This window comes from Acidicapsa borealis (genome assembly GCF_059115245.1).
In genome coordinates this window covers 979,048-1,001,528 of record NZ_JCACNY010000001.1, presented here as the reverse complement: position 1 = coordinate 1,001,528, position 22,481 = coordinate 979,048, and the positions used below count along the sequence as shown (strand labels likewise).

General features: G+C 56.9%; 16 protein-coding genes and 2 pseudogenes. 13 read left to right on the top strand and 5 right to left on the bottom strand.

The window, feature by feature from the left end; all coding sequences use genetic code 11:
• Positions 1–368 precede the first annotated feature (368 nt).
• Positions 369–575 (top strand): annotated as a pseudogene (locus tag AC5S27_RS04185) (DUF1738 domain-containing protein); the annotation flags it as partial.
• Positions 576–589: 14 nt separating this feature from the next.
• On the opposite strand, the gene AC5S27_RS04180 reads toward AC5S27_RS04185, so the two are convergent.
• Both AC5S27_RS04180 and AC5S27_RS04175 read right to left on the bottom strand, forming a co-directional pair.
• A complete protein-coding gene (locus AC5S27_RS04180; protein ID WP_493932671.1) occupies positions 590–2,698 on the bottom strand; it encodes a recombinase family protein in 2,109 nt (702 codons plus the stop codon).
• Positions 2,667–2,891: a hypothetical protein gene (locus AC5S27_RS04175; protein WP_493932670.1), complete on the bottom strand. Its 225-nt coding sequence runs from the start codon at positions 2,889–2,891 to the stop codon at positions 2,667–2,669. Before AC5S27_RS04175 ends, AC5S27_RS04180 begins: the two co-directional genes overlap by 32 nt.
• A 279-nt stretch (positions 2,892–3,170) precedes the next feature.
• On the opposite strand from AC5S27_RS04175, the pseudogene AC5S27_RS04170 reads away from it, so the two are divergent.
• The 9 genes and pseudogenes from AC5S27_RS04170 to AC5S27_RS04130 all read left to right on the top strand — a co-directional run.
• Positions 3,171–3,926: pseudogene (locus tag AC5S27_RS04170) on the top strand (zincin-like metallopeptidase domain-containing protein); the annotation flags it as partial.
• Positions 3,926–4,342 carry a DUF6908 domain-containing protein gene (locus tag AC5S27_RS04165; RefSeq protein WP_493933315.1) on the top strand — a complete coding sequence of 139 codons (417 nt, stop codon included), beginning with the start codon at positions 3,926–3,928 and terminating at the stop codon, positions 4,340–4,342. The pseudogene AC5S27_RS04170 and the gene AC5S27_RS04165, both read left to right, overlap by 1 nt.
• Positions 4,343–4,427: 85 nt before the next feature.
• On the top strand, positions 4,428–5,204 hold the full coding sequence (locus AC5S27_RS04160; RefSeq protein WP_493933314.1) for a ParB/RepB/Spo0J family partition protein: 777 nt from the start codon (positions 4,428–4,430) through the stop codon (positions 5,202–5,204).
• A 100-nt stretch (positions 5,205–5,304) separates the two neighbouring features.
• Positions 5,305–6,300 carry a tyrosine-type recombinase/integrase gene (locus tag AC5S27_RS04155; protein WP_493933133.1) on the top strand — a complete coding sequence of 332 codons (996 nt, stop codon included), beginning with the start codon at positions 5,305–5,307 and terminating at the stop codon, positions 6,298–6,300.
• Positions 6,297–8,714 carry a tyrosine-type recombinase/integrase gene (locus tag AC5S27_RS04150; protein ID WP_493933132.1) on the top strand — a complete coding sequence of 806 codons (2,418 nt, stop codon included), beginning with the start codon at positions 6,297–6,299 and terminating at the stop codon, positions 8,712–8,714. Before AC5S27_RS04155 ends, AC5S27_RS04150 begins: the two co-directional genes overlap by 4 nt.
• Before the next feature lie 252 nt (positions 8,715–8,966).
• The gene (locus AC5S27_RS04145; RefSeq protein WP_493933131.1) at positions 8,967–9,293 is read left to right on the top strand and encodes a PadR family transcriptional regulator; all 327 of its coding nucleotides are present in this window, start codon (positions 8,967–8,969) and stop codon (positions 9,291–9,293) included.
• A 56-nt stretch (positions 9,294–9,349) separates the two neighbouring features.
• Positions 9,350–11,968, top strand: a complete 2,619-nt coding sequence (locus AC5S27_RS04140; RefSeq protein WP_493933130.1) for an ABC transporter permease — start codon at positions 9,350–9,352, stop codon at positions 11,966–11,968.
• 363 nt (positions 11,969–12,331) lie between these two features.
• Positions 12,332–13,273 carry a hypothetical protein gene (locus tag AC5S27_RS04135; protein ID WP_493933313.1) on the top strand — a complete coding sequence of 314 codons (942 nt, stop codon included), beginning with the start codon at positions 12,332–12,334 and terminating at the stop codon, positions 13,271–13,273.
• Positions 13,274–13,327: 54 nt separating this feature from the next.
• Positions 13,328–13,609, top strand: coding sequence for a hypothetical protein (locus tag AC5S27_RS04130; protein ID WP_493933312.1), 282 nt, complete (start codon positions 13,328–13,330; stop codon positions 13,607–13,609).
• Between the two features lie 232 nt (positions 13,610–13,841).
• On the opposite strand, the gene AC5S27_RS04125 is transcribed toward AC5S27_RS04130, so the two are convergent.
• The 3 genes from AC5S27_RS04125 to AC5S27_RS04115 form a co-directional block, all read right to left on the bottom strand.
• Entirely contained in the window at positions 13,842–15,170 is a 1,329-nt protein-coding gene (locus tag AC5S27_RS04125; RefSeq protein ID WP_493933311.1) for a transposase, read from the bottom strand.
• 191 nt (positions 15,171–15,361) lie between these two features.
• Positions 15,362–18,010 carry an ABC transporter permease gene (locus AC5S27_RS04120; protein WP_493933310.1) on the bottom strand — a complete coding sequence of 883 codons (2,649 nt, stop codon included), beginning with the start codon at positions 18,008–18,010 and terminating at the stop codon, positions 15,362–15,364.
• Position 18,011: 1 nt separating this feature from the next.
• Positions 18,012–18,341, bottom strand: a complete 330-nt coding sequence (locus AC5S27_RS04115; RefSeq protein WP_493933309.1) for a PadR family transcriptional regulator — start codon at positions 18,339–18,341, stop codon at positions 18,012–18,014.
• A gap of 386 nt (positions 18,342–18,727) precedes the next feature.
• On the opposite strand from AC5S27_RS04115, the gene AC5S27_RS04110 reads away from it, so the two are divergent.
• From AC5S27_RS04110 to AC5S27_RS04100, 3 genes are all read left to right on the top strand, one after another.
• Entirely contained in the window at positions 18,728–19,582 is an 855-nt protein-coding gene (locus tag AC5S27_RS04110) for a RepB family DNA primase (RefSeq protein ID WP_493933308.1), read from the top strand.
• Positions 19,583–19,952: 370 nt separating this feature from the next.
• Positions 19,953–20,324, top strand: a complete 372-nt coding sequence (locus tag AC5S27_RS04105; RefSeq protein WP_493933307.1) for a single-stranded DNA-binding protein — start codon at positions 19,953–19,955, stop codon at positions 20,322–20,324.
• A 266-nt stretch (positions 20,325–20,590) separates the two neighbouring features.
• A complete protein-coding gene (locus AC5S27_RS04100; RefSeq protein ID WP_493933306.1) occupies positions 20,591–22,372 on the top strand; it encodes a hypothetical protein in 1,782 nt (593 codons plus the stop codon).
• The last annotated feature ends 109 nt before the right edge of the window (positions 22,373–22,481 follow it).

The window sequence follows — 22,481 nt, the reverse complement described above, 5'->3', positions numbered from 1 at the left end:
GCCGGCGATCAAGCTGCCGTCTTCCGGCACCCGCCTCTGCGGGACTTTCCTTCCCGCAACGCCCTCCCTAAATGCAAAAGCAGTCATTCATGCGCTGCGCGCAAAGCTAAGGAAAACAAGCCTGCTAAGGGGCTCTGCCCCGATCGCGCGCCACAAGGGGCTTCCCCAATCTTCCGCGCTGCGCTTGTGCAGACCTCCGCTTCGCTTCGCCCTTTCCGCTCCGGCTTCGCCTCCTCTCCAAGGGTGGGGAGACCCCTCCCCTTGCACCTTGCTACCCCCGCCTTCGCCAGGTGGCGTTCGGCATGTAGGTACATGCCACGCATGGCATGTAAAAGCCAAAGCCAGAACCCAAGGAGAGCAAAGCCATTATGAACAACACAGCCAACGCCAACGTCGCCACCCTTCCCACCGCACCCAGGCCGCAGACCAGCAAAGAAGTCATCGCCGCCAACGTTAAGCTCCTCATCGAGCAGCTTGAGGCAGGACACTCGGAAGGACTCACCGCCTACCTCACCGCAATGGGTAAATTCCATAACTATTCGTTCGGGAACATTCTCGAAATCGCCCGACAGAAAGCAGTGACATAGTGCTACACCTCGCTGGAGTCAATAAACATAGGGGTTTGGGCGTTGCTGGTTACGCGCGATGGAGATCGGCGGCCCGTGTGGATGAGACGGACGGCTCTATGGACGGCTGGCAGCGTGAGGTGAGCGCGTTCGATCGTCCACGGGGCGAACTTGACGATTTGTTTTGCCGGTAAGATCTTTCGTTCGATCAATTGGCGAACCGACGCCTGACTGATACCCAGTGCGACGGCGGCTTGCTGCATCGTGATCCAGAGGCGCTGTTCCGGCGGCGGACATGCCGGAAATCCCTTGGTATGTCGAACGTGCTGCACACGCTTCTCCGTCCAAGTGTTAGCGTGACCCGTTCGATAACCCAACCGATTCAGGATAGACACGATGGCGCGGTCGTCGCAGACAAGAGCGAGTTCACGAATCAACTCCGTTACTTCTTCCGAGTTGACGTTGTTATGGTCGCCAGTCCTGTTCTTGCGCACCGTCAGTTGCGTGTGGGTACCGCCAGCCCAGTGCAGCTTGAGATGGACGGCGGGAGGCTCATCGGTGGTATCGGCGACGACTTCCTCAAGCACCGTTCTGAGGACGCGCTTCTTCAACGCCATCGGCGAGCTGGGATGGTCCCACAAGCGTTCGAGATCGTCGCCGAGCGTGAGCAACTGTTCCCGCTGTTCCGGGGTGAGTTGAAGTGCCGATGCGGTCGCGTCTTCCAGGCGGCGCTCCAGATCGTCGGCATGAGTCAGTGCGTTGTTCCATCGCTTCTCCAACTCTGCTGCGACGAGACGGTTCTCCGGCTCTGTTGCCTGGTACTGCCGTTCGATACGGCTAGCTTCATAGCGTGCCTTCTGGAGTGCGAGTTCGAGCGAGCGCCGCTTCTCATCGGTTCGGTTCTGGGTCTGTTCGAGCGCATCGAGCGCGGCCTGCACGCCGAGAGGGCGCAGGGCTTCGAGCACCTCGGCTGCGATCTCCCGGTCGACTCGCCAACCAGCGAAGGTGATGCAACTGCGCTTCAACTTATGGGCGCGGTCTCCGCTGCACTCGTAGCGCGGCAGCGGCCCGTCCCGCTTGCTGGAGGTATAGAAGACCTGAAGCGCGCGGCCACAGCGTGCGCATCGCAGCAGTCCCGCCAGCAGTGCGGGCCCGTTGCGCGCCGCGCCGCTCAGTCCTCCCATGCGGGCGTTCCATCCTGCGTTGGAGCGAATCTGTTGCTGGTTGCGCATAAACTCTTCCCACGTTATATACCCTTCATGGTGGTCCGGGATGACGACCTCCCACTGGTCCTGCGGTCGAGCGTGACCGCGTGTCTTGCGGGCGCGGCCCTCGACGATGGAGGTGCGCGTATGCTTCCTGCCCCAGACGAAGACGCCTGCATAGGCCGGGTTCTTGAGGATGCCGCAGAGGCTGGAGTAGATGGGTTCGATCCAGACCGTCTTGCGGTTGCCGGACTCACGCGAGAGAACGGGAAGGGGAAGCTTTTCATCGCGGTACCAGAGCAGCACCTGACGCACGCTGCCCAGCTCATGGAACTTGCGAAAGATACCGGCGATGGCCTCCTGCACCTGGCGGTCGGGCGTCTTCTCTATCCCTTCCTCTTCGGTGCGGACGTAGCCCAAAGGCACTTGCGTCATCACCATGCCGCGCCGCACCTTCTGACGATGCGCCTCCATCGCCCTCTGGCGCAGCAGACTGATCTCGAACTCGCTCATGGTGCCCTTGAGACCGAGCAGAAGCCGGTCGTTGAGCAGACTGGGATCGTAGACGCCGTCGTGGTCGATGACGAGTGTCCCGGCCATCGCGCAGAGATCGATCAGGTGATGCCAGTCGCGGTTGTTCCTTGCCAGACGCGAGGCCTCCAAAGCGAAGACGGCGCCGACCCTGCCGGAGCAAACGGACTCAAGCAATCTGCCGAAGCCGGGACGTTCGACCGAACCCGTTCCAGTGCGGCCCTGGTCTTCGTCGATCACGACGACACGCTGAAAGCCCAGTGTCTGCGCACGTTCGCGAAGGTCGTACTGGCGACGCTGCCCTTCAAGACGTGTCCGGACTTGTTGCATGGAGGACTGCCGTACATAGACGCAGGCCTCCCGATCAATGTGAATGGCTTGAATCTTCTCGCTCATCGCTCTCCTGTTCTGCGGGGGTTACGCCGCTCATGGTTCGGAGCAGCATCTGGCTGAGCAACTCGCGACAGCGCACCTGCGCTGTCTGCGGGAGCTGCTGGGGCTTGGTCTTGTCCCAGGGAAGAGATCCCTGGCGTGGTGGGCTCACCGAATGCACCTCCTGGCGAAGATGCTTCTGAAGGTAGCGAGTCATCGGGGCAGCCGTCTTCTGGCTGGGTGTCGATCAGAGAGCGCAGGGCAAGAAGCGCGGAGAGCGCTATCACTGGTCGTTCGACCACCGCCATGCCGCGGCAATGCTCTTCATCGAGCATCCATGCGGGAACGACAAGCTGATCGCCGCTGGGAAGAAGCAACTGAAGCTGGTTCCGAGGCTGCCCGGAAAACGAAACGCGCCGAACTAGCGTTACCGTCCGCCCAAACTGAGGATGATGCGCATAGTGAATCGTCAGAGAAACATGGGCAGTGTGTGAGTGCTTCGCAAATGCCAGCAGCTTCGAGAGTAGCCGGGATGTATGCGTGGAACCAGCTTGGGCGAAGGGTGAAGAAGGGGCAGAAGGGCATCCGTATTCTGGCCCCTTTGATGGGCACCAAGCGCAAGAAGGACTCAGAAGCCGAGAAAGACACACCCTACCAGTATCAGCCTGTATTGGTAGGATTCCGCGCCGTGTACGTGTTCGACGTGAGCCAGACCGAAGGCGCAGAGCTTCCGGACCTCAAAGAGCGCGTCAAGGGAGACGTTGGCGAGTACCGCGAACGCCTGCTCGACTTCATCCTCGCCCAGGGCATCGAGCTTGAATTCAAGGAGAGCATCGCCCCCGCTTTGGGCGTGAGCTATGGAGGCAGGATCGCTATCCTTCCCGGCCAGGTCGCAGCGGAAGAATTCGGCACATTAGTTCACGAACTCGCACACGAAATGCTCCATAAGGCTGAGCGCAGAACAGCTACCACCAAGACGGTACGAGAGACGGAAGCGGAGGCAATCGCCTTCGTTGTTTCGCAGACCATCGGACTGGACGCAGGACACGCCAGCGCCGACTATATCCATCTTTACCACGGAAACGCGGCACTTCTAGCCGAGAGCTTGGAAGTCATTCAACGCACATCGGCCCTGATTCTCTCTGCAATCGAGACCCCGGCAGTCGAGCAGGAATCGACCGAAGAGCAGCTAGCCGAGCAGCCCACCACCACAGAGGAAGCCACCGATGCAGCACTCGCGGAGGTGGCGTAATGCAGACCCTCCTCAACATCCTCAAGAGAGCCGGAGGCTGGAATCCCAGCCTCTATCTCAAGATCGAGAACGCGCCGTATATGGCGCTTGTGATCGAAGCCACCGGCGAATCAGGCCCCAGCGGACTTCCCGCAATTTCCGTAGCCCACTACGGCGAACAAAACGGCGACCTGATGCGCGACCCGGAGATGTGTTTCGAGCTTGGCTCTGCGGATGAGCCTCACCTTGACCCGTTCTATTTTCGAAACGACTACATAGGCGTAGAGCAGTGGAGCCGCACCATCGAGCGCGGCCACAACATTCACCTATCCCGTTTACACGAGCAACACAAGCAATTCGCCAACGAGTGGGACAACAACCTGCGTTTGCAGGGCTTCGCCGGAGCCTTCGAGCGGCAGCAGACCCCACGCGCCTAAACCCTCGTCCGTTGCGGGGCGGACACAGGGCATCGTGTTCGCTCCACATCTCCAAGACCTTTCAACCCGCCCAAGGAGGGCAATCATGCAGAACAGCAGCGAATTCCAATACATCGCCATCGACCAGCTTTTCGAATCCCCTACCAACCCCCGCCAGACGTTCGACCAGAAGAAGCTGGAGGAACTTGCCGAGTCCATCCGCACAGGTGGCCTCATTCAGCCCATCGTGGTTCGTCCGAAGGACAACCGCTTTGAGATCGTTGCAGGTGCGAGGCGATTCCGTGCCGGGCAGCTTGCCGAACAGTTTTCACTCCCCGCCCGCATCAAGGAGCTAACCGATGCTCAAGCGATGGAGTGGCAGCTAGTGGAGAACTCGCAGCGCGTGGACGTTCACCCCTATCAAGAGGCGCAAGGCTTTCAGCGTCTCCTAGACCTGCCCGGATACGATGTGGCCGCTCTTGTTGAGAAGTCAGGCAAGAGCGCAAGCCACATCTATGCTCGCCTCTCACTCTTGCAACTCATCCCAGAAGTGGCCGAAGCGTTCACACAGGAGCGCATCACCGCCAGCCACGCCAACCTTATCGCCCGCATCCCGCAAGAGTCGCAAGCCGCAGCTTTCGAGCAGTGCTGGCGCAAGGATTGGAAGGACGACGAAGCCCACCTGCTACCCGCCAAGTTCCTTTCCGCTTGGATACAGAGTAACCTTTATCTCTCCCTGGCCGATGCGCCGTTCGACCGCGAAGACGCGACCCTCAACTCCGCCGCAGGGGCTTGCACCACTTGCCCCCGCCGCAGCGGATATAACACTTCCCTCTTTTTGGACGTAACTGACGGCGATCAATGTAAGTTATGTGGAATCTGAGCAACCGCAAGTATTTTCTGCCGGATCGTTGCCGCCGCGCATCCTGACACCCTTCGCACCGCCGTATCTGTTCTTATTTGATCTCCAGAAGGAGGTCTACTTGCCATTTGAGTTCGTTGTCCATCCTATCCGTTGGGACCGTTGCCCGCTGGTTGCGGCGGACCCTCATGCCAGCTCGTGGCTCACGTTGCAGTCGCATCGAGGCCTGGCTCTCAACACACTGGACGCCTACTCACGGGCTTTGGAGCGGTATCTAGCTTTTCTGAAGGTACGTTGCGTCGCATCCATCTCTGCAACCCGTGGCGATTTGGGTCTTTATCTCGCTGCGTTGCACGGTGGCGAGAGCAAGTTGTCCAACGCTACGGTTCAGCAGTTATTAACAGTAGTTCGCCTGTTCCATGCCTATCTGATGGAGGAAGGAGTACGTCCGAACAACCCCGCGGCGCAGACGGGCAGTGGACGTGGCATGGTTGCTCGGCATCATAAGCTTCCCTGGATACCGAACGAAGAGGACTGGCATTCGATTCTTGCTTCAGCACGTCAGGAGTCGATTCGTAACAGGACCATGTTGGCGTTTGCCTATGATGCAGGGCTGCGTCGCGAAGAACTCTGCAGCCTTGAGAGCAGCGACATTGACCCGGCTCGGCGCATGCTCAGGATTCGCGCGGAGAGCACCAAGGGACATCGCGAGCGCGTTCTTCCGTACTCCGCTTCAAGTGGCGAGCTGCTTTTGCGGTATCTCGAACACCGCCGAGCGTTGGGCAAGAAGCGTGGTCCGCTCTTTCTGTCTGAGTCTCGCCGTAACTACGCCAGGCCGATTTCGATATGGAGCTGGTCGAAGATCGTCCTGCAGCTTGCACGCAGGGCTGGCATTGAGCGATTCTCGACGCACACTCTTCGCCACCTCTGTTTGACCGACCTTGCCCGCGCCGGTTGGGACATTCATGAGATCGCCAGTTTCGCCGGCCATCGCAGCGTGCAGACCACATTGCTCTATATCCATCTCAGTGGCCGCGACCTATCTCTGAAGCTCGCGGCAAGCATGGCGCAGATCCATGCCCGTCGCGCACAGATGCTGTCGGAGGTGGGCCAGTGAAGCAGAAGAGAGTACGAAGAGATGGCAAGCCATGGCATAACAACATCGGCCTATGGTACGAGACATTGACGACTGCAGAACGGAAGCAACTCGTCCAGAAGTGCGCGCGAGCGCAGTGGGGACCGGAAAAGGAGAAGCCGAAGAAGGCCGACGACGGCCCGTGGGTTTGGCCGCTTGATCTGGACCGATACGATCGCTCCAGCACGCTAACCGCCGACGAAGAGGACGTGCTGACTCGCTACGCAGAAGCCTATCGCTTCTATCGGTATGGGCGAACGATGGATTTCGGACCGTCGCTCAAGAGACTGGTGCAGCCATTGAACGATGCTCTGGACTACACCGGCATCATCCCCAACCAGCGTAAGTACGTATTGCTGTTTTTTCTTCGAGAGATGGCGGAGCGCAAGCTGTCCTTTTGGGGATGGAGCTCCGAGGAATGGATCGACTCCATAGACCGACGGCAAGCGGGACGTCAGCACATCCTGGCGATTGCCTACCTGATCTGTGGATTCTCCGACCTGCACCGCCTCAAGAGCGACCACCTCGTCTATTCGTGTCTCGCCCGCAAGGTGTTTGGCCGCGAGTACATGAAGACCGTGGCGGAACGTGTGCAGGCGTTGCTCCTGGAGTGGGGATATGCGAAGGCTGGCACACGCAACAACGTCATGCGAACTGCTTTTGAGGCTTTGCTGTTCATCCGCTCGCCCCACCTCGGCCAACTGACGGTCGAACATCTTGAGGCTACCATTGCGCGTCGACCGCGCCGGATCGGAAGCTGGTGTATTGTTGCCTTTTCGCGCGTGTTGGCCAGCATGGGTACGATACCCGAGGCGATGGAGATTAAGCGCCCGGTCTTGGACAAGAAGTCTTCCCCCGCACTTACCACTGGTGTGCCCGCGGAGTGGGTCCGGCTTTGTCGCATCTGGTTTGACCGCTCCGTGGATGCGAAGCGTTCCAGAACAAAGAGCTATTACTTTCTGCTCAACGTCGGGCGGTGGCTCGGTCAGACGCATCCAACAGTCCTGTCACCCGCCGACTGGACCCGCGATCTTGCCGCCGAGTTCATCTCCGTTGTCTGCCAGTGGCATGGCGGCGATTGGTGCAGCGTCGATCCGGTGCATGTCAAGAGCCGCGGTAAGATGCTGGCGCCAGGCACCCGGGCGGATCGCATCTGCTCGCTTCGCATTCTCTTTCGCGATCTACAGGAGTGGGAACTTATTCCGCGTAGGTTCGATCCCATGCGGCATCTGACCGCCCCGAAGAGTCTGACCGCACTGATCGGCCCCAACCCCCGCGTGATCGCCGACGATGTCTGGGCCAAGCTCGTATGGGCCGGTCTAAATCTCGTAGCAGAAGATCTTCCGTATAAAGGTCCCTCGCGGCGTAGTCGGCCGCGTCCGACCAGCTATCCAATTCAGATGTGCGGAGCGCTCGCAGTCATCTGGCTCTTCGCTGGCCTTCGCAACAACGAGATCCTCCGTCTGCGGGTAGGCTGCATACGCTGGCAGCGGGACGATGCCACGGTGCCAGGCACAGGCGAACTCCTTCCCGCCGATGCCGTCTGTTTGCTTGATGTCCCGGTCAACAAAACCGGAAAGTCGTTCACCAAGCCGGTTGACCACCTTGTTGGTGAGGCCATTTCCGCATGGGAGAAGGTGCGTCCCCAAGGCACAAAACTACCGGATTGGAAGACTGGCGAGGTCGTCGCCTTCCTCTTCTTGATTCGGAACACGGCCATAGGCAAGACATACATAAACAGGACCCTCATCCCGCTGCTCTGCAAAAAGGCTGGCGTTCCGCTCGCCGACGTTCGCGGCAACATCACCACGCATCGTGCGCGCTCGACCATCGCTTCACAACTCTTCAACGCGAAAGAGCCCATGACGCTCTTCGAGTTGCAGGAATGGCTTGGCCATGCCAGCCCATCCGCAACCCAGCACTATGCTAAGATCACTCCGCTCAAGTTGGCCAAGTCGTATGCCGACGCCGGCTACTTTGCCCGCAACCTTCGCGCCATCGAAGTCCTGATCGACCAGGACGCGGTTCGCGCTGGCGTGACCTTAAGTGAGCCGTGGAAGTTCTATGATCTCGGACACGGCTACTGCACCTACGATTTCTTTGAACAGTGTCCACATCGCATGGCCTGTGCGAAGTGCGATTTCTACATGCCGAAGGACTCTACCGCCGCTTTGTTGCTGGAAGGCAAAGAACACTTGCTGCGTTTGCTGCAGGAAATCCCGCTCGGTGAGGCAGAACAGGCCGCCGTCGAGGACGGCATTTCCGCCTACGAAAAGCTGCTGCTCAAACTAGCGGATGTACCAACACCTGCTGGCCCGACACGGCGGATCTCTACGGGCCTCGTGCAAATTACAACCGTAAGGCCGACGTTAAATGTCGCGGTCCTACAAGATTGAGAACGTCTCGATAGTAAAGATCTGAAGTAGTATGACGACTCTCCGTGGGACGATTCGGGAAGGGTAGGCGTATCACGTCGAAGAACTGGTCATGGAAATCCACCCTGCATACTCAGAATACGCAAATTACCCTTCATTGAGCTGGCCTCATCAAGATGAGAAGCAGGCTTCCGAGTAAAGTTACGGCGCGTATTGACACCCCTATACAACTAGGCGTATCGTTCATCAGATTGAGCGGTGCAGGTGTATCGAATGGCTAAGAACGATCTGCAGGGCACGATGGATCTACTGGTATTGAAGACTCTTGCGCAGATGAGAGAACTGCATGGGTATGGGATTGTGTTGCATATTCAGCGGGCTTCTGCGGAGCTGCTGCAGGTTGAAGAGGGTTCTCTTTACCCGGCGCTGCATCGAATGGAGCAGAGTGGGTGGATCAGCTCCGAGTGGGCAATGACGGAGACGAATCGCAAGGCGAAGTTCTACAAGCTTACGGCTCAGGGGCGTAAGCAGTTGCTTGCGGCGGAGGAGAGCTTTGAGTACCTAGTGAAGGGAATTCGCGCGATTCAGTCTTATGCATGAGTCGTTTGTGCGTTTTTATTTAAGAGCATGTTGGTTTGAGGTGCTGAATGTCTCTGATGCGCCGTATTCAAAATCTCTTCCGTCGTGACGCCGTCGAGAGTGAGATCAATGCCGAAATCCTCGCGCATCTTGAGCTGCGCATTGAGGATAACGTGACGCGTGGGATGACGCTTGCGGAAGCGCGCCGCGATGCGATGCTGCGGTTTGGCAACACGACTCTTATCAAGGAACGGACGCATCGTTCGGACGCTGCGGTCACGATTGAAAGCGTCTGGGCGGACGCGCGATACGCCGTGCGAAAGTTGCGCAACTCGCCTACTTACAGCATTACGGCGGTATTGACGATTGGACTTGCAATTGGAGCGAACACGGCGGTGTTTACCTTAGTGCATGCGACTCTTCTGCGACAGTTGCCCTTCGATGAGCCGGCCCGCGTATTCGACCTGGATAACTTCTATAGAGATGGGCTAGCGCCCGACATGAGTTCCAAGAATTATGAGAGTGCTTTCAACGCGCAGGCTGCGAGCTTTAAGACGATTGAGGCGGCTTCGATGTACTCCTCAGGCGGTGTCAACTTCAGCTATGAATCTAATGGTTCACAACGGCTGCAAGCCTCGGAGACGAGCGCGCGTTTCTTCGATGTGCTTGGGGTTAAATCTTGGCTTGGCCGTGCGTTTCAGGCGAGCGACGACGTTCCGGGAAACGACGCGGTAGCGGTGATCAGCGACCGACTCTGGCACAGCAAATTCCACGGTGAGACTTCTGCGTTAGGTAAGACGATCACGCTGAATGGGCAGACGTTCAAAGTGATTGGCGTGATGCCGAAGACGATGGATTTTCCCTCTAATACTGATGTCTGGACGCCAACGATATTTGACGAGAATACCTTTTTGCGCGAGGGCGGGGCATACATGACGTGGGTGATTGTACGGATGCGCGATGGCGTGACGCCAGAACAGATGCGCGCAGAATTCACGGCTCGTGCTCAGAATCGCAATGGTAATCAGAAAATGGCGGAAGATCAGATACCAGTGCTTAGTCCTATTGCAGGCAAGCTAACCAAATCTATCCGGAGTTCACTTCTTTTGCTAAGCGGGGCCGTGACGTTGGTGCTGCTGATCGCGTGCGCAAACATCGCTGGACTTACTCTGGTACGCACTGCTCAGCGCAGGGCGGAGTTTGCTTTGAGGGCTGCGTTAGGTGCTGCGCGAGGGCGGTTGGTGCGACAACAGTTGATCGAGTCGGTGACCCTTGCGTTGGCGGGGGCTGCGATTGGAATTCTATTTGCGAAGTTGGCGTTACAGTTGCTTTACGTGTTCAAGCCTGCAGCATTGGAGAACTTTCCGCGGCCAGCGATTGATACCGGAGTACTGATCTTTACAGGCTTGATCGCGGCACTGACGGGCCTTGCGTTCGGCATGATTCCCGCCTGGCAGGCGAGTCATGAAGACCCGGCAACGGCGTTGAAGGCCGGGGTCTGGCGAGTGTCTAAGTCGGGCGCGCGGCTGAGGAAGATTTTGGTTGCCGGGGAAATCGCGACGGCCTTTGTACTGCTCATTGGAGCGGGGCTGATGATGAGAACGATAGTGAATCTGAATCGGGTTCCGCTGGGTTATGAGACGCGCAGTGTTTTGAGCTTTTCGATATCCTTGCATGGCGCGCCATACGCGGTGGAGAAGACAACGCCCGCGTTGGCACAGTTCTATACGAATGCTCTTGGACGCTTAGGTCAATTACCTGGAGTGAAGTCCGCTGCCGCGGTCAGTACGCTTCCGCTGGATACACGGGCTGATATGGAGTTCCCTGTTCAACCGGACGGTACCAAAACTGGGCGGCAAACAGCAGCCCCGCGTATTATCAGCAGCGGATACTTCAGAACGATCGGGACGCCATTGATTGAGGGCCGCGACTTCAATGAGCGTGACACGAAGACGAGTAATGCGGTTGTGATTGTCACCCGTGATCTGGCGGAGAAATTATGGCCGAATCAGAATCCGCTGGGACATACGATTCACTGCGCATTCTTTTGTGAACAGAACCCGACAGTGATCGGGGTGGTTGGCGAGAGTCGACGGTTTGGTCCGCGAAGTGAAGCGTTAGCGCAGTTTTACGTTCCCTACACTCAACGCGATTGGACTTATATGACCTTTGTGCTGAGTAGTGAGGAAAGGGCGAGTATCCTGGCTCCGTTGGTGCGAAGTGTTGTGGCGGCTATTGATCCTTCGCAACCGATCTATGACATGAAGACGATGAAGGAACGGCTGGATGATAACCAGTCGCTGGTGCGGTTTGAGATGTTTGCGCTAGGGTTCTTTGCAATGCTTGCAGGGTGCCTGGCATTCGTTGGACTGTATGGGGTCATTGCTTACACGGTGACTCAGCGAACGCATGAGATCGGATTGCGGATTGCGCTGGGGGCGCAACGTAGGCGCATCCTATTGGCAGTCCTTCGCGAGGGCGAGGTGATGGCTGTGAGTGGAGCTGCAATTGGCTTGATCGCTTCTCAGGTGCTTACGAAGCTGATAACGGCGACTCTTTATGGGGTTACGGCGCATGACCGGGGGACTCTGGCGTTAGCCGTGTTGCTGTTCCTTGGGATTGCGTTCCTGGCGAGTTTCATTCCGGCGCGACGTGCGGCGTCGGTTGATCCTATGGTGGCTTTGCGGGCGGAGTGAACGGCAGTGGCAGAGTAAGGGCGATAGTAGGGTGCTCGTCTCAGGTAGCGATCTTGTCTTGATACGTAAGTGCTGATACCTCCCTATTGGTGGTGGTGTTTGAAATGTCGTGACGGGCGATACGACTATTAGGGTGATTTATGGGGACCTCACGACAACATTCGTGAATGAACTCCGCAATATGATGTTCCGGGCAGATTGTAGTCGGCTCGGAAGTCATTCCGCCAACAGATGATCTCTGGGTGGCGACGAAGGTCATGCGAAACGGGAGTTCCATTAAGTTCCATTTCGTCTCCCCCAGGATGCGCGGCGGCAACGATCCGGCGGAAAATACTTGCCAGTTGCTCAGATTCCACATAATGCTTGGACGGAAAATGCTTTCAAACCAAGATCACGGAGCATATCGACCGCGAAATCGCAGCCCGTCCCGGCCTCATCCAGATCGAGAACGCATGGAGAAGCGCCAAAGAGCAGCGGCCCGGAGCCGTCCAGCGCAATCAGTTCCGCGAGATAGAAACGATCATCGAAAACCCCGATGCCGAGTCAGTCTCGCCATGCGCCGCCGCGAGGACTGCAATCATCGTCTACGGCAAACGCATCGGCACCACGACCACGGTATGCACGGACGACAACTGCCCGGTACACGACCCACAAGCGGCGGCGGCGCAGGCCGCCAATCCTGCCCCCACCATCGCGCCCGCACCCGAAGCTGAAACGGACGAAGAGGCCGAGGAGCGTCAACGCAACTACGAACAGCAGCGGAAGGAGTACGAGGAAGAGCAGGAACGCAGAGCCGAGATGCGCAAACAGGAAGAAGAGCAGAGAGAGCAGGAGTATGAAGCCGAACGCGCACGTAAGGAAGAGCTGCAAAAAGCGCGTACCGCTACCTTCGAGCGCATCATTCAAAACGCCCCCGCCACTTTCTCCGCAATCCAACTTCGGGTACTTCTACGCGCCCTCGTCAACCTTGACCCATACACGTTCACTGACGACCTGGCCGAGCAAATCGCGGGCGAGGACGAGAACGAACAGCGCACCGCCGAGGAAATTCTGCTTTCCGCCATCGACGGCCTCGAAGACAACAAGCTAACCGGCTTCGCGCTGCGTCTTGCGCTCACCGGACACATCGATATCCCCCGTGAAGGAGAGTTCGACTTTCTCGCAGAGGCCGAGGCTGTCTTTGCATCCCCGCAACCGAAGAACGCGGCCAGCAAAAAACCCAAGGTGAAGACACCGACGCCAATCAAAGCGGCTTCGAAATCCGCACCGAAGAAGGCCGCAGCAAAGAAGAAAACCGCAGCCTAACTCGCAGCGGGAGCCAGACCAGCGGCTCCCGCTCTTTTCCAAAAGGAGGAGACGATGTTTCAGTTCAACTACAAACTCAAGGTTTCCGAGCGGGTGAAAGCGAAATGCGACCGGCACCCGCGTTACAACCCGGAACGCGATGGACGAGGAGGCATCAAAGGTGGATGCTCGACCTGCTTCTCTCTCTTCGACCTGCATCAGGCGAGGCTATCGCTTGACGCTGCGCACCGGGAGTTTCTGAGAAGAGCATTGCCGTGGACACGGATTCGTCTGCCCCGCGCCAAGTTGCGCTCAGCGAAGCCGGACGAACCACCTTTGCTAGGGACAAGCCTCTGAGCCGAAGGGCTGCGTTCGCAGCCTTTCTCTTCGCAAAATGGACGCAATAGTGTCAAAAAGTACGCCTCTCATCTCGCTTAGAAGGTGGATGGTATTGCATCCGCCCTCAAATCGGGCGGCGGGGCCAGTTCCGAGGCTGTTACAAAACTCAGCTCCGTAGATTTTAGAAGGACGCGACCCTCTCGATGAGGCTCTCACCACTTGAGATTATGCATCGCGTTATTGTGCTCTATCAGGCGCGATGAAGCGCTTCCGTCAGTTTGGTTGCGCCGAGCACGTTCGTCATGCGTTTGATGTTGTATGCCATCGTCGCCAGACCGATTTCAACCCGTGCGCCTGACAACCCGCGCATCAGCAGACGTGGATGTCCGAAGATGCGGTACTTGATGGTTGCGAAGGGATGCTCAGCAATACATCTGCGTAGTCTCATTACTGCAGGAGTCACTCGCTCTTGCATCCGGTTCAAAGCGTCTTCGTACAGGTGTCGAGATACACTGCGCTTCTGAGCCTGGGTGCAGCGCCGTTTCAGAGAGCATGTACCGCAATCACTGGCAGCAGCCTCATAAACTATATAGCGCTCTTTTCGATGGATCTTCTTTCGCCGGAGCGTCTTGTCTCCAGGGCAGATATAGGTATTAGTCTCTGGTTCGTAGCGGAAATCCTCTCGCCCGAACAGGGTGCCGTCGCCCTGGTTGTTTACCGTGCGCATCACGGGGACATGGGGCAGCATGCCTGCTGCTTCACACTGTGCAGCCTGTTCACCGTTGGAGTAACCTGCGTCTGCCACGATTTGGAAGTTATCGATGCCGAGTGCCATTCTTGCAGCTTCGGCCATTGGTTGCAGGCAACGGCTATCTGCCGCATCAAGAACCACAGTTTGCGCTATTATCAACGAATGTTCCGCATCAACCGCAGTTTGCACGTTGTACGCCGGTAGAGTGTTTTGACGCATCAACATGAAGCCCGCCTCGGATTCCGGATGCTGCTTCAATTTATCTAGTGCGGCCTGTACAGCAGATGGATCTATGCTCGTTTGTTGCTCTTCATCTGCCTTCTCTATGCTGTCTAGATAGCGTTGTAAAGCGAGCCGTTCGCGTGCGCTGTCGATGCTGGCCACAGCGCGAAGCTTTGAGCCGTCTATGGCGATCCACTCACCACGAATCAGTCCGCAACTGCGTGCAAAGCGAACAAGTTCGGCTCCTGCTGCCGTAACAGCCTCGCGATGCATTCGCCGAAACTCTGCAATGCTCTTATGATCCGGATACAAACGTCCTAAAAGCCACATCAACTCGACATTTCGACGGCATTCGGCCTCTAAGCGCCGCGACGAGCGGATCTGGTTCAGATAACCGTACAAATAAAGCTTCAACAAGTCGCGCGGATCGTAGCCAGGTCGTCCTGTCTCAGCGGCCTGGGCGCGCTCGAAGCCAAGGTCAGACATCACAAGCTTTTCGACAAACGCGTCAATCACGCGGCATACATGATCGACTGGAACAAAGTCGTCCAGTACCACAGGAAACAGTGTTCCTTGATTTCGTCCCTCGCCCTCGATGTAACCCATAGAAGAGATACCTCCGCTTGGCAAGACAATCTTCTCATCTATCCCTGTACAAGAATCACTGATCGCACAGCCACGAAGTCATTTTCTAACCACCTAGAAGAGCGCATTGGTGATTTCTCATTCATCAAGACTGATTGTCACCGAAAATTCAGATCACGGGTCGCTGTGGAGTAACGCATGAATCTAAGGAACTACTCCGAGCGCAGTGTCTCGGCAGGATCGATCCGCATCGCTCGCGAAACGCCGGGTAGCATTGCGAACAATGCAACGAAGAAAACAGCTCCGGAAGGTATCGCAAGCATCACAGCGTCGGAGGACTTCACATGGTAGAAAAGCGTCTCAATATACCGGGCGGCACCCAACCCCATTGCCGCGCCCAGGGCAACGCCGGCGATCACCACCAGGAAGACTTCCCCAGTCACCATTCTCGCTATCGCTCCGCGCTGCGCACCCACTGCCAATCGAATGCCGATTTCGCGCCGACGTTGCAACACTGAGTAATTCAGTACACCGTAGAGCCCAATCGCGGCCAGGAGCAGCGCCACACCCGCAAAGAACATTCCCAGCATTGCGAGCAGGCGTTCGCGAATGGTCTGAGCATCGAGAATCTCCTGCTGTGTGCGAATATTGCTCACCCGAAACTCCGTCTCCTCCCGGTGTACTTCCTGACGCAGAACGGACTCAAGCGCGACAGGATTTTCATTCTTTGTGCGCACCACGATTGTTGCGGAATCGATGGCTCCGAAGGCGCCATCCTTGTCCATCGAGCGAAACGGGATATACACAACGGGCAAGATCGGTTCCCGGATGCCGCGATAGCCAGCGTCGCCAGCCATTCCAACAATCTCATAATCTGTCTTTGACCCGGCCGTCTTGAATCGCTGCCCGACTACCCTCTCGCCGCCGAAATATTGCCGCGCGAATTTCTGATTGACGATAGCGACCTGAGGAGCCGCGTCGTTGGTGCGAAATCTACGGCCTTCGAGCAGAGGAATTTGCATCGCTTCCATCCAATCCGGCGAGGTGGACAGGAAATAGGCAACAATATCGCTCGGAGGCGCGTCGTGTACGGATATCGGTTCGTTATGTTGTGTTCCTCCCATCAGCGGCCACCCGGCGAGGGCTACCGTCTCCACACCCGGCATCAAGCGCAGGTGATCCGCCATCTGCTCCCATGCCACTGGCGAAAGCCCTTTGTGTGTCACCGTGTCAAGCGTCAGAACACGATCTGCCGAAAATCCCGTGGGCACATGCGATAAGCGGTCGAAGGTCGCTACAAATAGCCCGCCCACAAATACGACCAGGAAGCAGAAAGCCACCTGTCCCACGATCATTCCATGCATCAACTGGCGCCGCGCATGTGGGTCATCCCCGCCCTTCAGGGCATTCACCGGTTTCACCGCAGAAGCGCGAAGCGCCGGCAGCAAACCAAACAGGAGCGTCACTCCAATGATCAGCGCCACGCCAAATCCCAGCACTCTCCAGTCCGCCGGCAGCACGAGCCGCGCAGGGTTGTCCGGCGGATTGATCATCCGCACCACGTATGGAGCCGACCACCACGCAAACAGGCCGCCGATTGCTGCTGCGAGCGAAGCTACCAAAGAGCTTTCGACCAGCACCATCTGCACCAGGCGCAGGCGCCCCGCACCAATCGAGACCCGCAGCGCCATCTCTCTGGCCCTGGCTGCCGCTAGCGCCGTCATCAGATTGGCCACATTCACACACGCAATCAACAGCACGAGGAGCACCAATATGCCGAGGGTGGCCAGCGCGGTTCGGTAGTCCTGTTGCATCCCAGAGACACCCTCGGCCGCAGTCACAAGCAAGAGTCTTGTCTTTGGAATCGCGTCACTTAAGGCTTTGGGAGGATTCGTCCACCCTTTCGATCGCTCTAACTCCATGGCGACGTACAGGGCTTGCAATTTGTCCCGCAAGGGTCCGATTGCCGTGCCCGGCTTGATCCGCACAAAGGTTCGGAACCAGAACGAATTCACGTTGTGAATGGAACGGCCTTTCATCATGGTAGGAACGAAGATATCCGTGATCGTTCCCGGTTCCGTCCCGGTGAAGCCCTTTCCTGCCACTCCCACGATCTCGTAGAGATCATTTCCTATGCGAAATGTGCTGCCCACGACCTTCGGATCGCGCGCGAACCGATGCTCCCAATAGTCGTACGAAATCACCGCCACAGGACTCTGCCCAGGCTCCCGATCATCGTCTTCTGTCAACAGGCGCCCCAATGCAGGCTCTATGCCGAAGTTCCCAAACATCCGGCCAGATACAAATTGCCGGTACGCCTTCTCCATATCCTGATCCGATGCAAAGGTCAGGTCCGTCTGTTCCGAGTACGACATCGCAATCAACTCGGCATCCTCTCTGACCGCAGCACGCATCTTTTCGAACATCGGATACGAGCAGCTATCCCATGTGTGCGCCTTGGCGGTGAGCGACGGTCCAGAGAACGCGATGGAATATAAGCGCTGCGGTTCCACCACAGGCAACGGGCGCAAGAGCACAGCGTCTATCAATCGAAATGCCGAAGTACAAGCCCCCATCGCCAGAGCCAAGGACAGCACCGCGGCTGCAGATGTGACCTTGTTCCGCTTCAGTTGTCGAAATCCGAAAATTACGTCCGCGCGCAAGGCATCCAGCCAGGCCACAACGCGCGTATCGCGGCTTGCTTCCCGCTGCCGCAGCGGCGAGCCGAATGCTCTTCGTGCCTCGCCAGGGTCCCTACCCGCTTCGACAGCCTCCGCTATATGCGACTCGAATTCTTCATCGATCTCGTGATTCAAAACGTCTCCGCGAAAGACATTCGCAACGCGTTTCCACAACGACATATCAAGCCTCCCGAAGCACCCTGTTGATAGCCAAACTCACCGTCTGCCAGCGTGTCTCTTCTTCCGCCAGTTGCTTCTTACCGGCCGCTGTCAGTTGATACACCCGCATCCGCCGCCCACTCTGCTTCGTCATCCACTCCCCGCAAATCCAACCTGCTTCTTCCATGCGGTGTAGCGCGGGATACAGCGAGCCTTCTTCAGCGTTCAACACTTCGCCGGAGAAGTCCTTGATGGCAGTCATGATGGCGTACCCATGCAACTTGGGCCGCCGAGAGAGAATCTTCAGCACCAGCAAATCGAGTGAACCCTGCAATGAATCGGCTCTTCGCATACTAAGACATCTTAATACATAGATGACTTAGTAGTTGTCAAGCGGGAAATGGGGAATTCGCTGTTCTGTAGCGTCTAATTCCGATGATTCAACGAAATATCCGAGAGGCTCAACGCCTGGTTGGTGGACAACTGGGATGTTGTCGGCTGGAGTGCTGCTTACAGGCCAAGTCACACATCCAGTGTGACGTTCGTGGTTCGCAACCAAAAAGTTGCCATCGCAACGTCGATTTACCCGGGGTCGTTCAATTTCCTCTCTTGGCTTCGGCCCCCGATCAATTGGAATGCTGCGCCAGCGAGAATTTCGCCCGATCAGGAGTTTCGTAACAGCCTCGTTCCCTCCCCTGCACCCCTCCCACGGTGAAGCAAATTTGAAGGGTGACCTCGATGGACAAGACCGAATCCGCAGTTCGCAATATGCTCACGGCGATTGAGGCGCCGCTCTACGATGTCGGAGTCCTAAGTGATCGCGGAATGCTTCCCGGTCTCTCCGGCATTCCAGCCGCGGCGGTACTCGACCGGCTTGCGCTGCTCAAGTACCGCAATGCTCGAGGCTCGCATATCTACATCCGGCCATCGGGCGAGCACCGCTTCACCACGCTTGACGACCTCGCCGAGACCTCGCTCGCGAGGCTCTCGGCGGACGGCTTCACTCCGTGCGCCGTCGTCGAGACCAGCGCCGGGAACTTCCAAGCGTGGCTTAAACACCCGAGAGTATTTTCAAAACTCCTCTCAACCTTCGCCGCGCAGACCCTTGCAACCCGCTACGATGCCGACCCAAGCGCGGCGGACTGGAGGCGGTTTGGGCGACTCCCCGGCTTCACCAACTGCAAACCTAAATACCGCAGGGAGGATGGTCTCTTCCCTTTCGTTCGGCTCAAGAGTCACAGCGGCGAGCAGTATCCGACAGCAGAGGTCTTCACGCAGGAAATCACAAAGCTCTATGAAGAGCGAGAACAGGAACGAGAAGCACGACGCATACAGGCGTCTCTTTCTCCCCAACGGGGACCGAGGTTATCGAATCTGTCTCTCGAACGCTTCCGTACCTCCACCAAGTACCAGGACCGGCCCGCCGCCGCAGACATAGCGTTCTGTGTCGCGGCTTTCGCCAATGGCATGACCGAAGACCGGATCGAACGCGCCCTTGAAGACGACTATCTATCCCGCGATCCCAGCCCTTCCAAGAGAGCTGCCTACATCCGCAGAACTAGGGAGAAGGCGAGGAGATGGGTTGAGCGATAGCATCGGTGCTTCGAGTCCCGTTGTCTCTTCCCTATTGCATCGTGATTGACTCTTCTAGTTTTTGAGTTGGCTTTTGCTACTCGCGCCATGAGGGAATGCCGTTGAACAGGCCGGCTCCCTTCCGGTTTGCCTTTCTGTCTGCGTTCAGCGTGCCGCGCTCAAAGCACCCCCGCCCTTCGGACGCACGCTCTCCTTCCCAGAATCCACTACGCGCCTCTCAAAAGGTGCGGACTCCTTGCCCCAGGCGAGCTGGGGTCCCTTTCCGCAGATTCTGTCCAGTCGCCTTGGGAGTGGGTCGCGACGGCACACCCTCCGGGCAAGCATGTACCGCAGACAGCGGACAAACCAAAAGAAACGGAGCCAAACAAAAATGTTCAACAAAGTAACCCTCATCGGCCGCCTCGGACAGAACGCAGAAGCCAAAACCGCTCAGAACAACAAAGAGTACGTCGTCCTCAACATCGCAACCCAGGAGAGCTGGAAGAACGACAAAGGCGACTACGAAACCCGCACCGAATGGCACCGAGTCTATGCCTGGAGGAATCTCTCGAAGTTCGCCAAGACTCTTCAGAAAGGGCAGCTCGTCACCCTTGAAGGCACCTTGCGGTATCGCGAGGTCGAGGATGAGATTGAGGGCACTACCTTCAAACACCGGATCGCGGAGATCCACGCCACCAGCATGAAGCGGCTCTCGAAGATCGAGACCGCTGACGATCCCGCAGACGGAGCCGGCGACGAGTAGTCGCCGGCTCCGTGGAAGAGGCGAGAACTCTCGCCTCTTCCATCATTTGTTGTCAAGATGGAGGCTGTGAGGTCGAGTACAGCCAGATCGCCTCAGTGTCAGCGTTGCTGGGTTTGCACAATTGCGTCAGCTGAGAATCGTTCCTGGCGGTATCGGCGCTTACCGTTAGTAATTTGAGGGAAAGGACAGAGTCAACGCCGAGCGAAGTGTCCGCAGCGGAGTTATATGATTGCTCTGAACCTGCCCAGTGCATAGATGGAGGCCGCTTGACAGTGGATCAATTCGCCATACGGGTCTCCTTCGTCCCTCTCGAAACGGGCGCGCCGAAATTCTTCGGTTTTGCCGAGTTTCTTGCAGGCCTTGCGCTTATGGTGCTGGCTTGGACTATCGCAGACGTACGCTACCGTTTCCGTATCCGATCCGCCCCAATCCCTCTCCAAGGACTCACTTTCGCAATCGTCGCCGCAATTGGGTTACTCACGCTCTTAACAGATCTTTGGCGCGCTCAAAGTTGGCTCGTTCCCAAAGTCAGCTTCATCACTCCGGCATTGTGGCAGGCACTCCTTGCAGGACTTTATCTCTTGACCTTCTTGGTTTGGGTGATCTTCGCCTTCATCAAACCGGCAATCTTCAGCAAATGGAACACTAAGCGCTATGCCGAGACCCTTTTCAGAGTAATAGTGAAAGGCTCTCCGACGGAGCTAGCTGTCGTTGCTGATGAGTTGATACGCTCGGCAAAGACGCTCGTGTTTCACGCAACAGATAGAGATGCATTCCGGCACCATCTCCCCGCTTCCGCTAGAAACAAGAGAAAGCCCTCAAAGGTGGAGGCTTTTGCAAACGACATCCTGTCCCTCATCGCAGACAAGCGATTCTGCCGAGCCATTGTCGAGTCGTCGCCCGGCACCGCGTGGGCGTTTTTCGGTGAGATGGGAGAGCTAAAGAAGTACGGCATCCAGATCCAAACTTTCGCCAACAATATTGTCAATGAGGCGCTGGAGAACAAGAACTCATTTATCTACCATGAAACTGCGGGCTACGAGTCGGGATTGATTGGCCACTATAGGCCCCTCTGCCAGGCCATATTCTCCAATTACGAAATGGTCGAATCTATCGGCACGTTACTTGATACCGACTTCGGGAGCAGATCTAAATGGGATAGCGAGCAGTGGGAGGCCTATTGCCGCGTGGTCCTCATGACCTTTCGCGACTACATCGAGAGAGGGAAAAGCAGCCACTCTTACGTATTGTACGGAGCGCTAAAGAACATCGAGAACGCGCCATTTGATCTTTACAGGCTCAACGGGATGGCGAACAGTAACTGGAATGATGACGTCTTGGACCGTCTCCGAACAGTTGTAGAATTCATCAAAGAGACAGTAATTGTCTTAGAAAAAAAAGATGTTCCTGTTGGGTTGAGGACACGAAACAAAGAGAAGATACCGATTCAATCCAAGAGTATCTACGACCACATCGCCAACCTGACCTACGAAATAATCTTTAAAGCGTCTGCCGTGAGTTCCCCACGCGACCTTTGCTGGTGGATTCAACACAATCTGCTCTGGGTCGAGTTGTTTAACTTCGGAAACCTTGAGGGGCAAGCAGGTAGTGTTATCAAGTCTTTGGTTTGCCGACTTCTGTACAAAGAAGTCGCAGAGATGAACCATTTTCCAAATTACAAAGGAGCAAGGATCCTCGGCTTTTGCCTCAACGTCTTGGGATTGGAGCGAAAGAAAGATGACAGTTTCAAAGACAGCCGCGCCCTACACAGGGCGATCCTTATCTGGACAAGGAAGAATTTCGCGCGGCTGCACGATTACGACCCGGGCGTCGCTGAAGCCTGCCTCGTAGAAGGCATGACTTATGATGCCCCGAACCATAGAATTGTAAGAACCTACCGCCTCGGACTGGGGCAAAGCGTGGCGCAATGTACGTATCTAAATATCGACCCCCAGCCACTTACGTCAGAAAACACGAGGCAGACAGCGACGCCCCCGACGAAAGTGAGGGCAGCTAAAGGCCCGCGCCACCAGCGTAGACCGAAATGAAACCCCGCACCTTCATCAATCGGAGGTCAGTACTGGGATGCCGGCTTGCTGTCAGTGATCCTGAATTTAGGGCAAGCGCGTTTGCGATGAATCTATTGCGAATGTTTCG

Bases quoted from the DNA above. Each gene is read 5' to 3' on its own strand.
- AC5S27_RS04165 (WP_493933315.1), top strand. From the start codon at position 3,926: ATGCAGACCCTCCTCAACATCCTCAAGAGAGCCGGAGGCTGGAATCCC.
- AC5S27_RS04175 (WP_493932670.1), bottom strand. From the start codon at position 2,891: ATGACTCGCTACCTTCAGAAGCATCTTCGCCAGGAGGTGCATTCGGTG.
- AC5S27_RS04105 (WP_493933307.1), top strand. From the start codon at position 19,953: ATGTTCAACAAAGTAACCCTCATCGGCCGCCTCGGACAGAACGCAGAA.
- AC5S27_RS04110 (WP_493933308.1), top strand. From the start codon at position 18,728: ATGGACAAGACCGAATCCGCAGTTCGCAATATGCTCACGGCGATTGAG.
- AC5S27_RS04125 (WP_493933311.1), bottom strand. From the start codon at position 15,170: ATGGGTTACATCGAGGGCGAGGGACGAAATCAAGGAACACTGTTTCCT.
- AC5S27_RS04145 (WP_493933131.1), top strand. From the start codon at position 8,967: ATGGCTAAGAACGATCTGCAGGGCACGATGGATCTACTGGTATTGAAG.
- AC5S27_RS04180 (WP_493932671.1), bottom strand. From the start codon at position 2,698: ATGAGCGAGAAGATTCAAGCCATTCACATTGATCGGGAGGCCTGCGTC.
- AC5S27_RS04120 (WP_493933310.1), bottom strand. From the start codon at position 18,010: ATGTCGTTGTGGAAACGCGTTGCGAATGTCTTTCGCGGAGACGTTTTG.
- AC5S27_RS04140 (WP_493933130.1), top strand. From the start codon at position 9,350: ATGCGCCGTATTCAAAATCTCTTCCGTCGTGACGCCGTCGAGAGTGAG.
- AC5S27_RS04130 (WP_493933312.1), top strand. From the start codon at position 13,328: ATGTTTCAGTTCAACTACAAACTCAAGGTTTCCGAGCGGGTGAAAGCG.
- AC5S27_RS04115 (WP_493933309.1), bottom strand. From the start codon at position 18,341: ATGCGAAGAGCCGATTCATTGCAGGGTTCACTCGATTTGCTGGTGCTG.
- AC5S27_RS04160 (WP_493933314.1), top strand. From the start codon at position 4,428: ATGCAGAACAGCAGCGAATTCCAATACATCGCCATCGACCAGCTTTTC.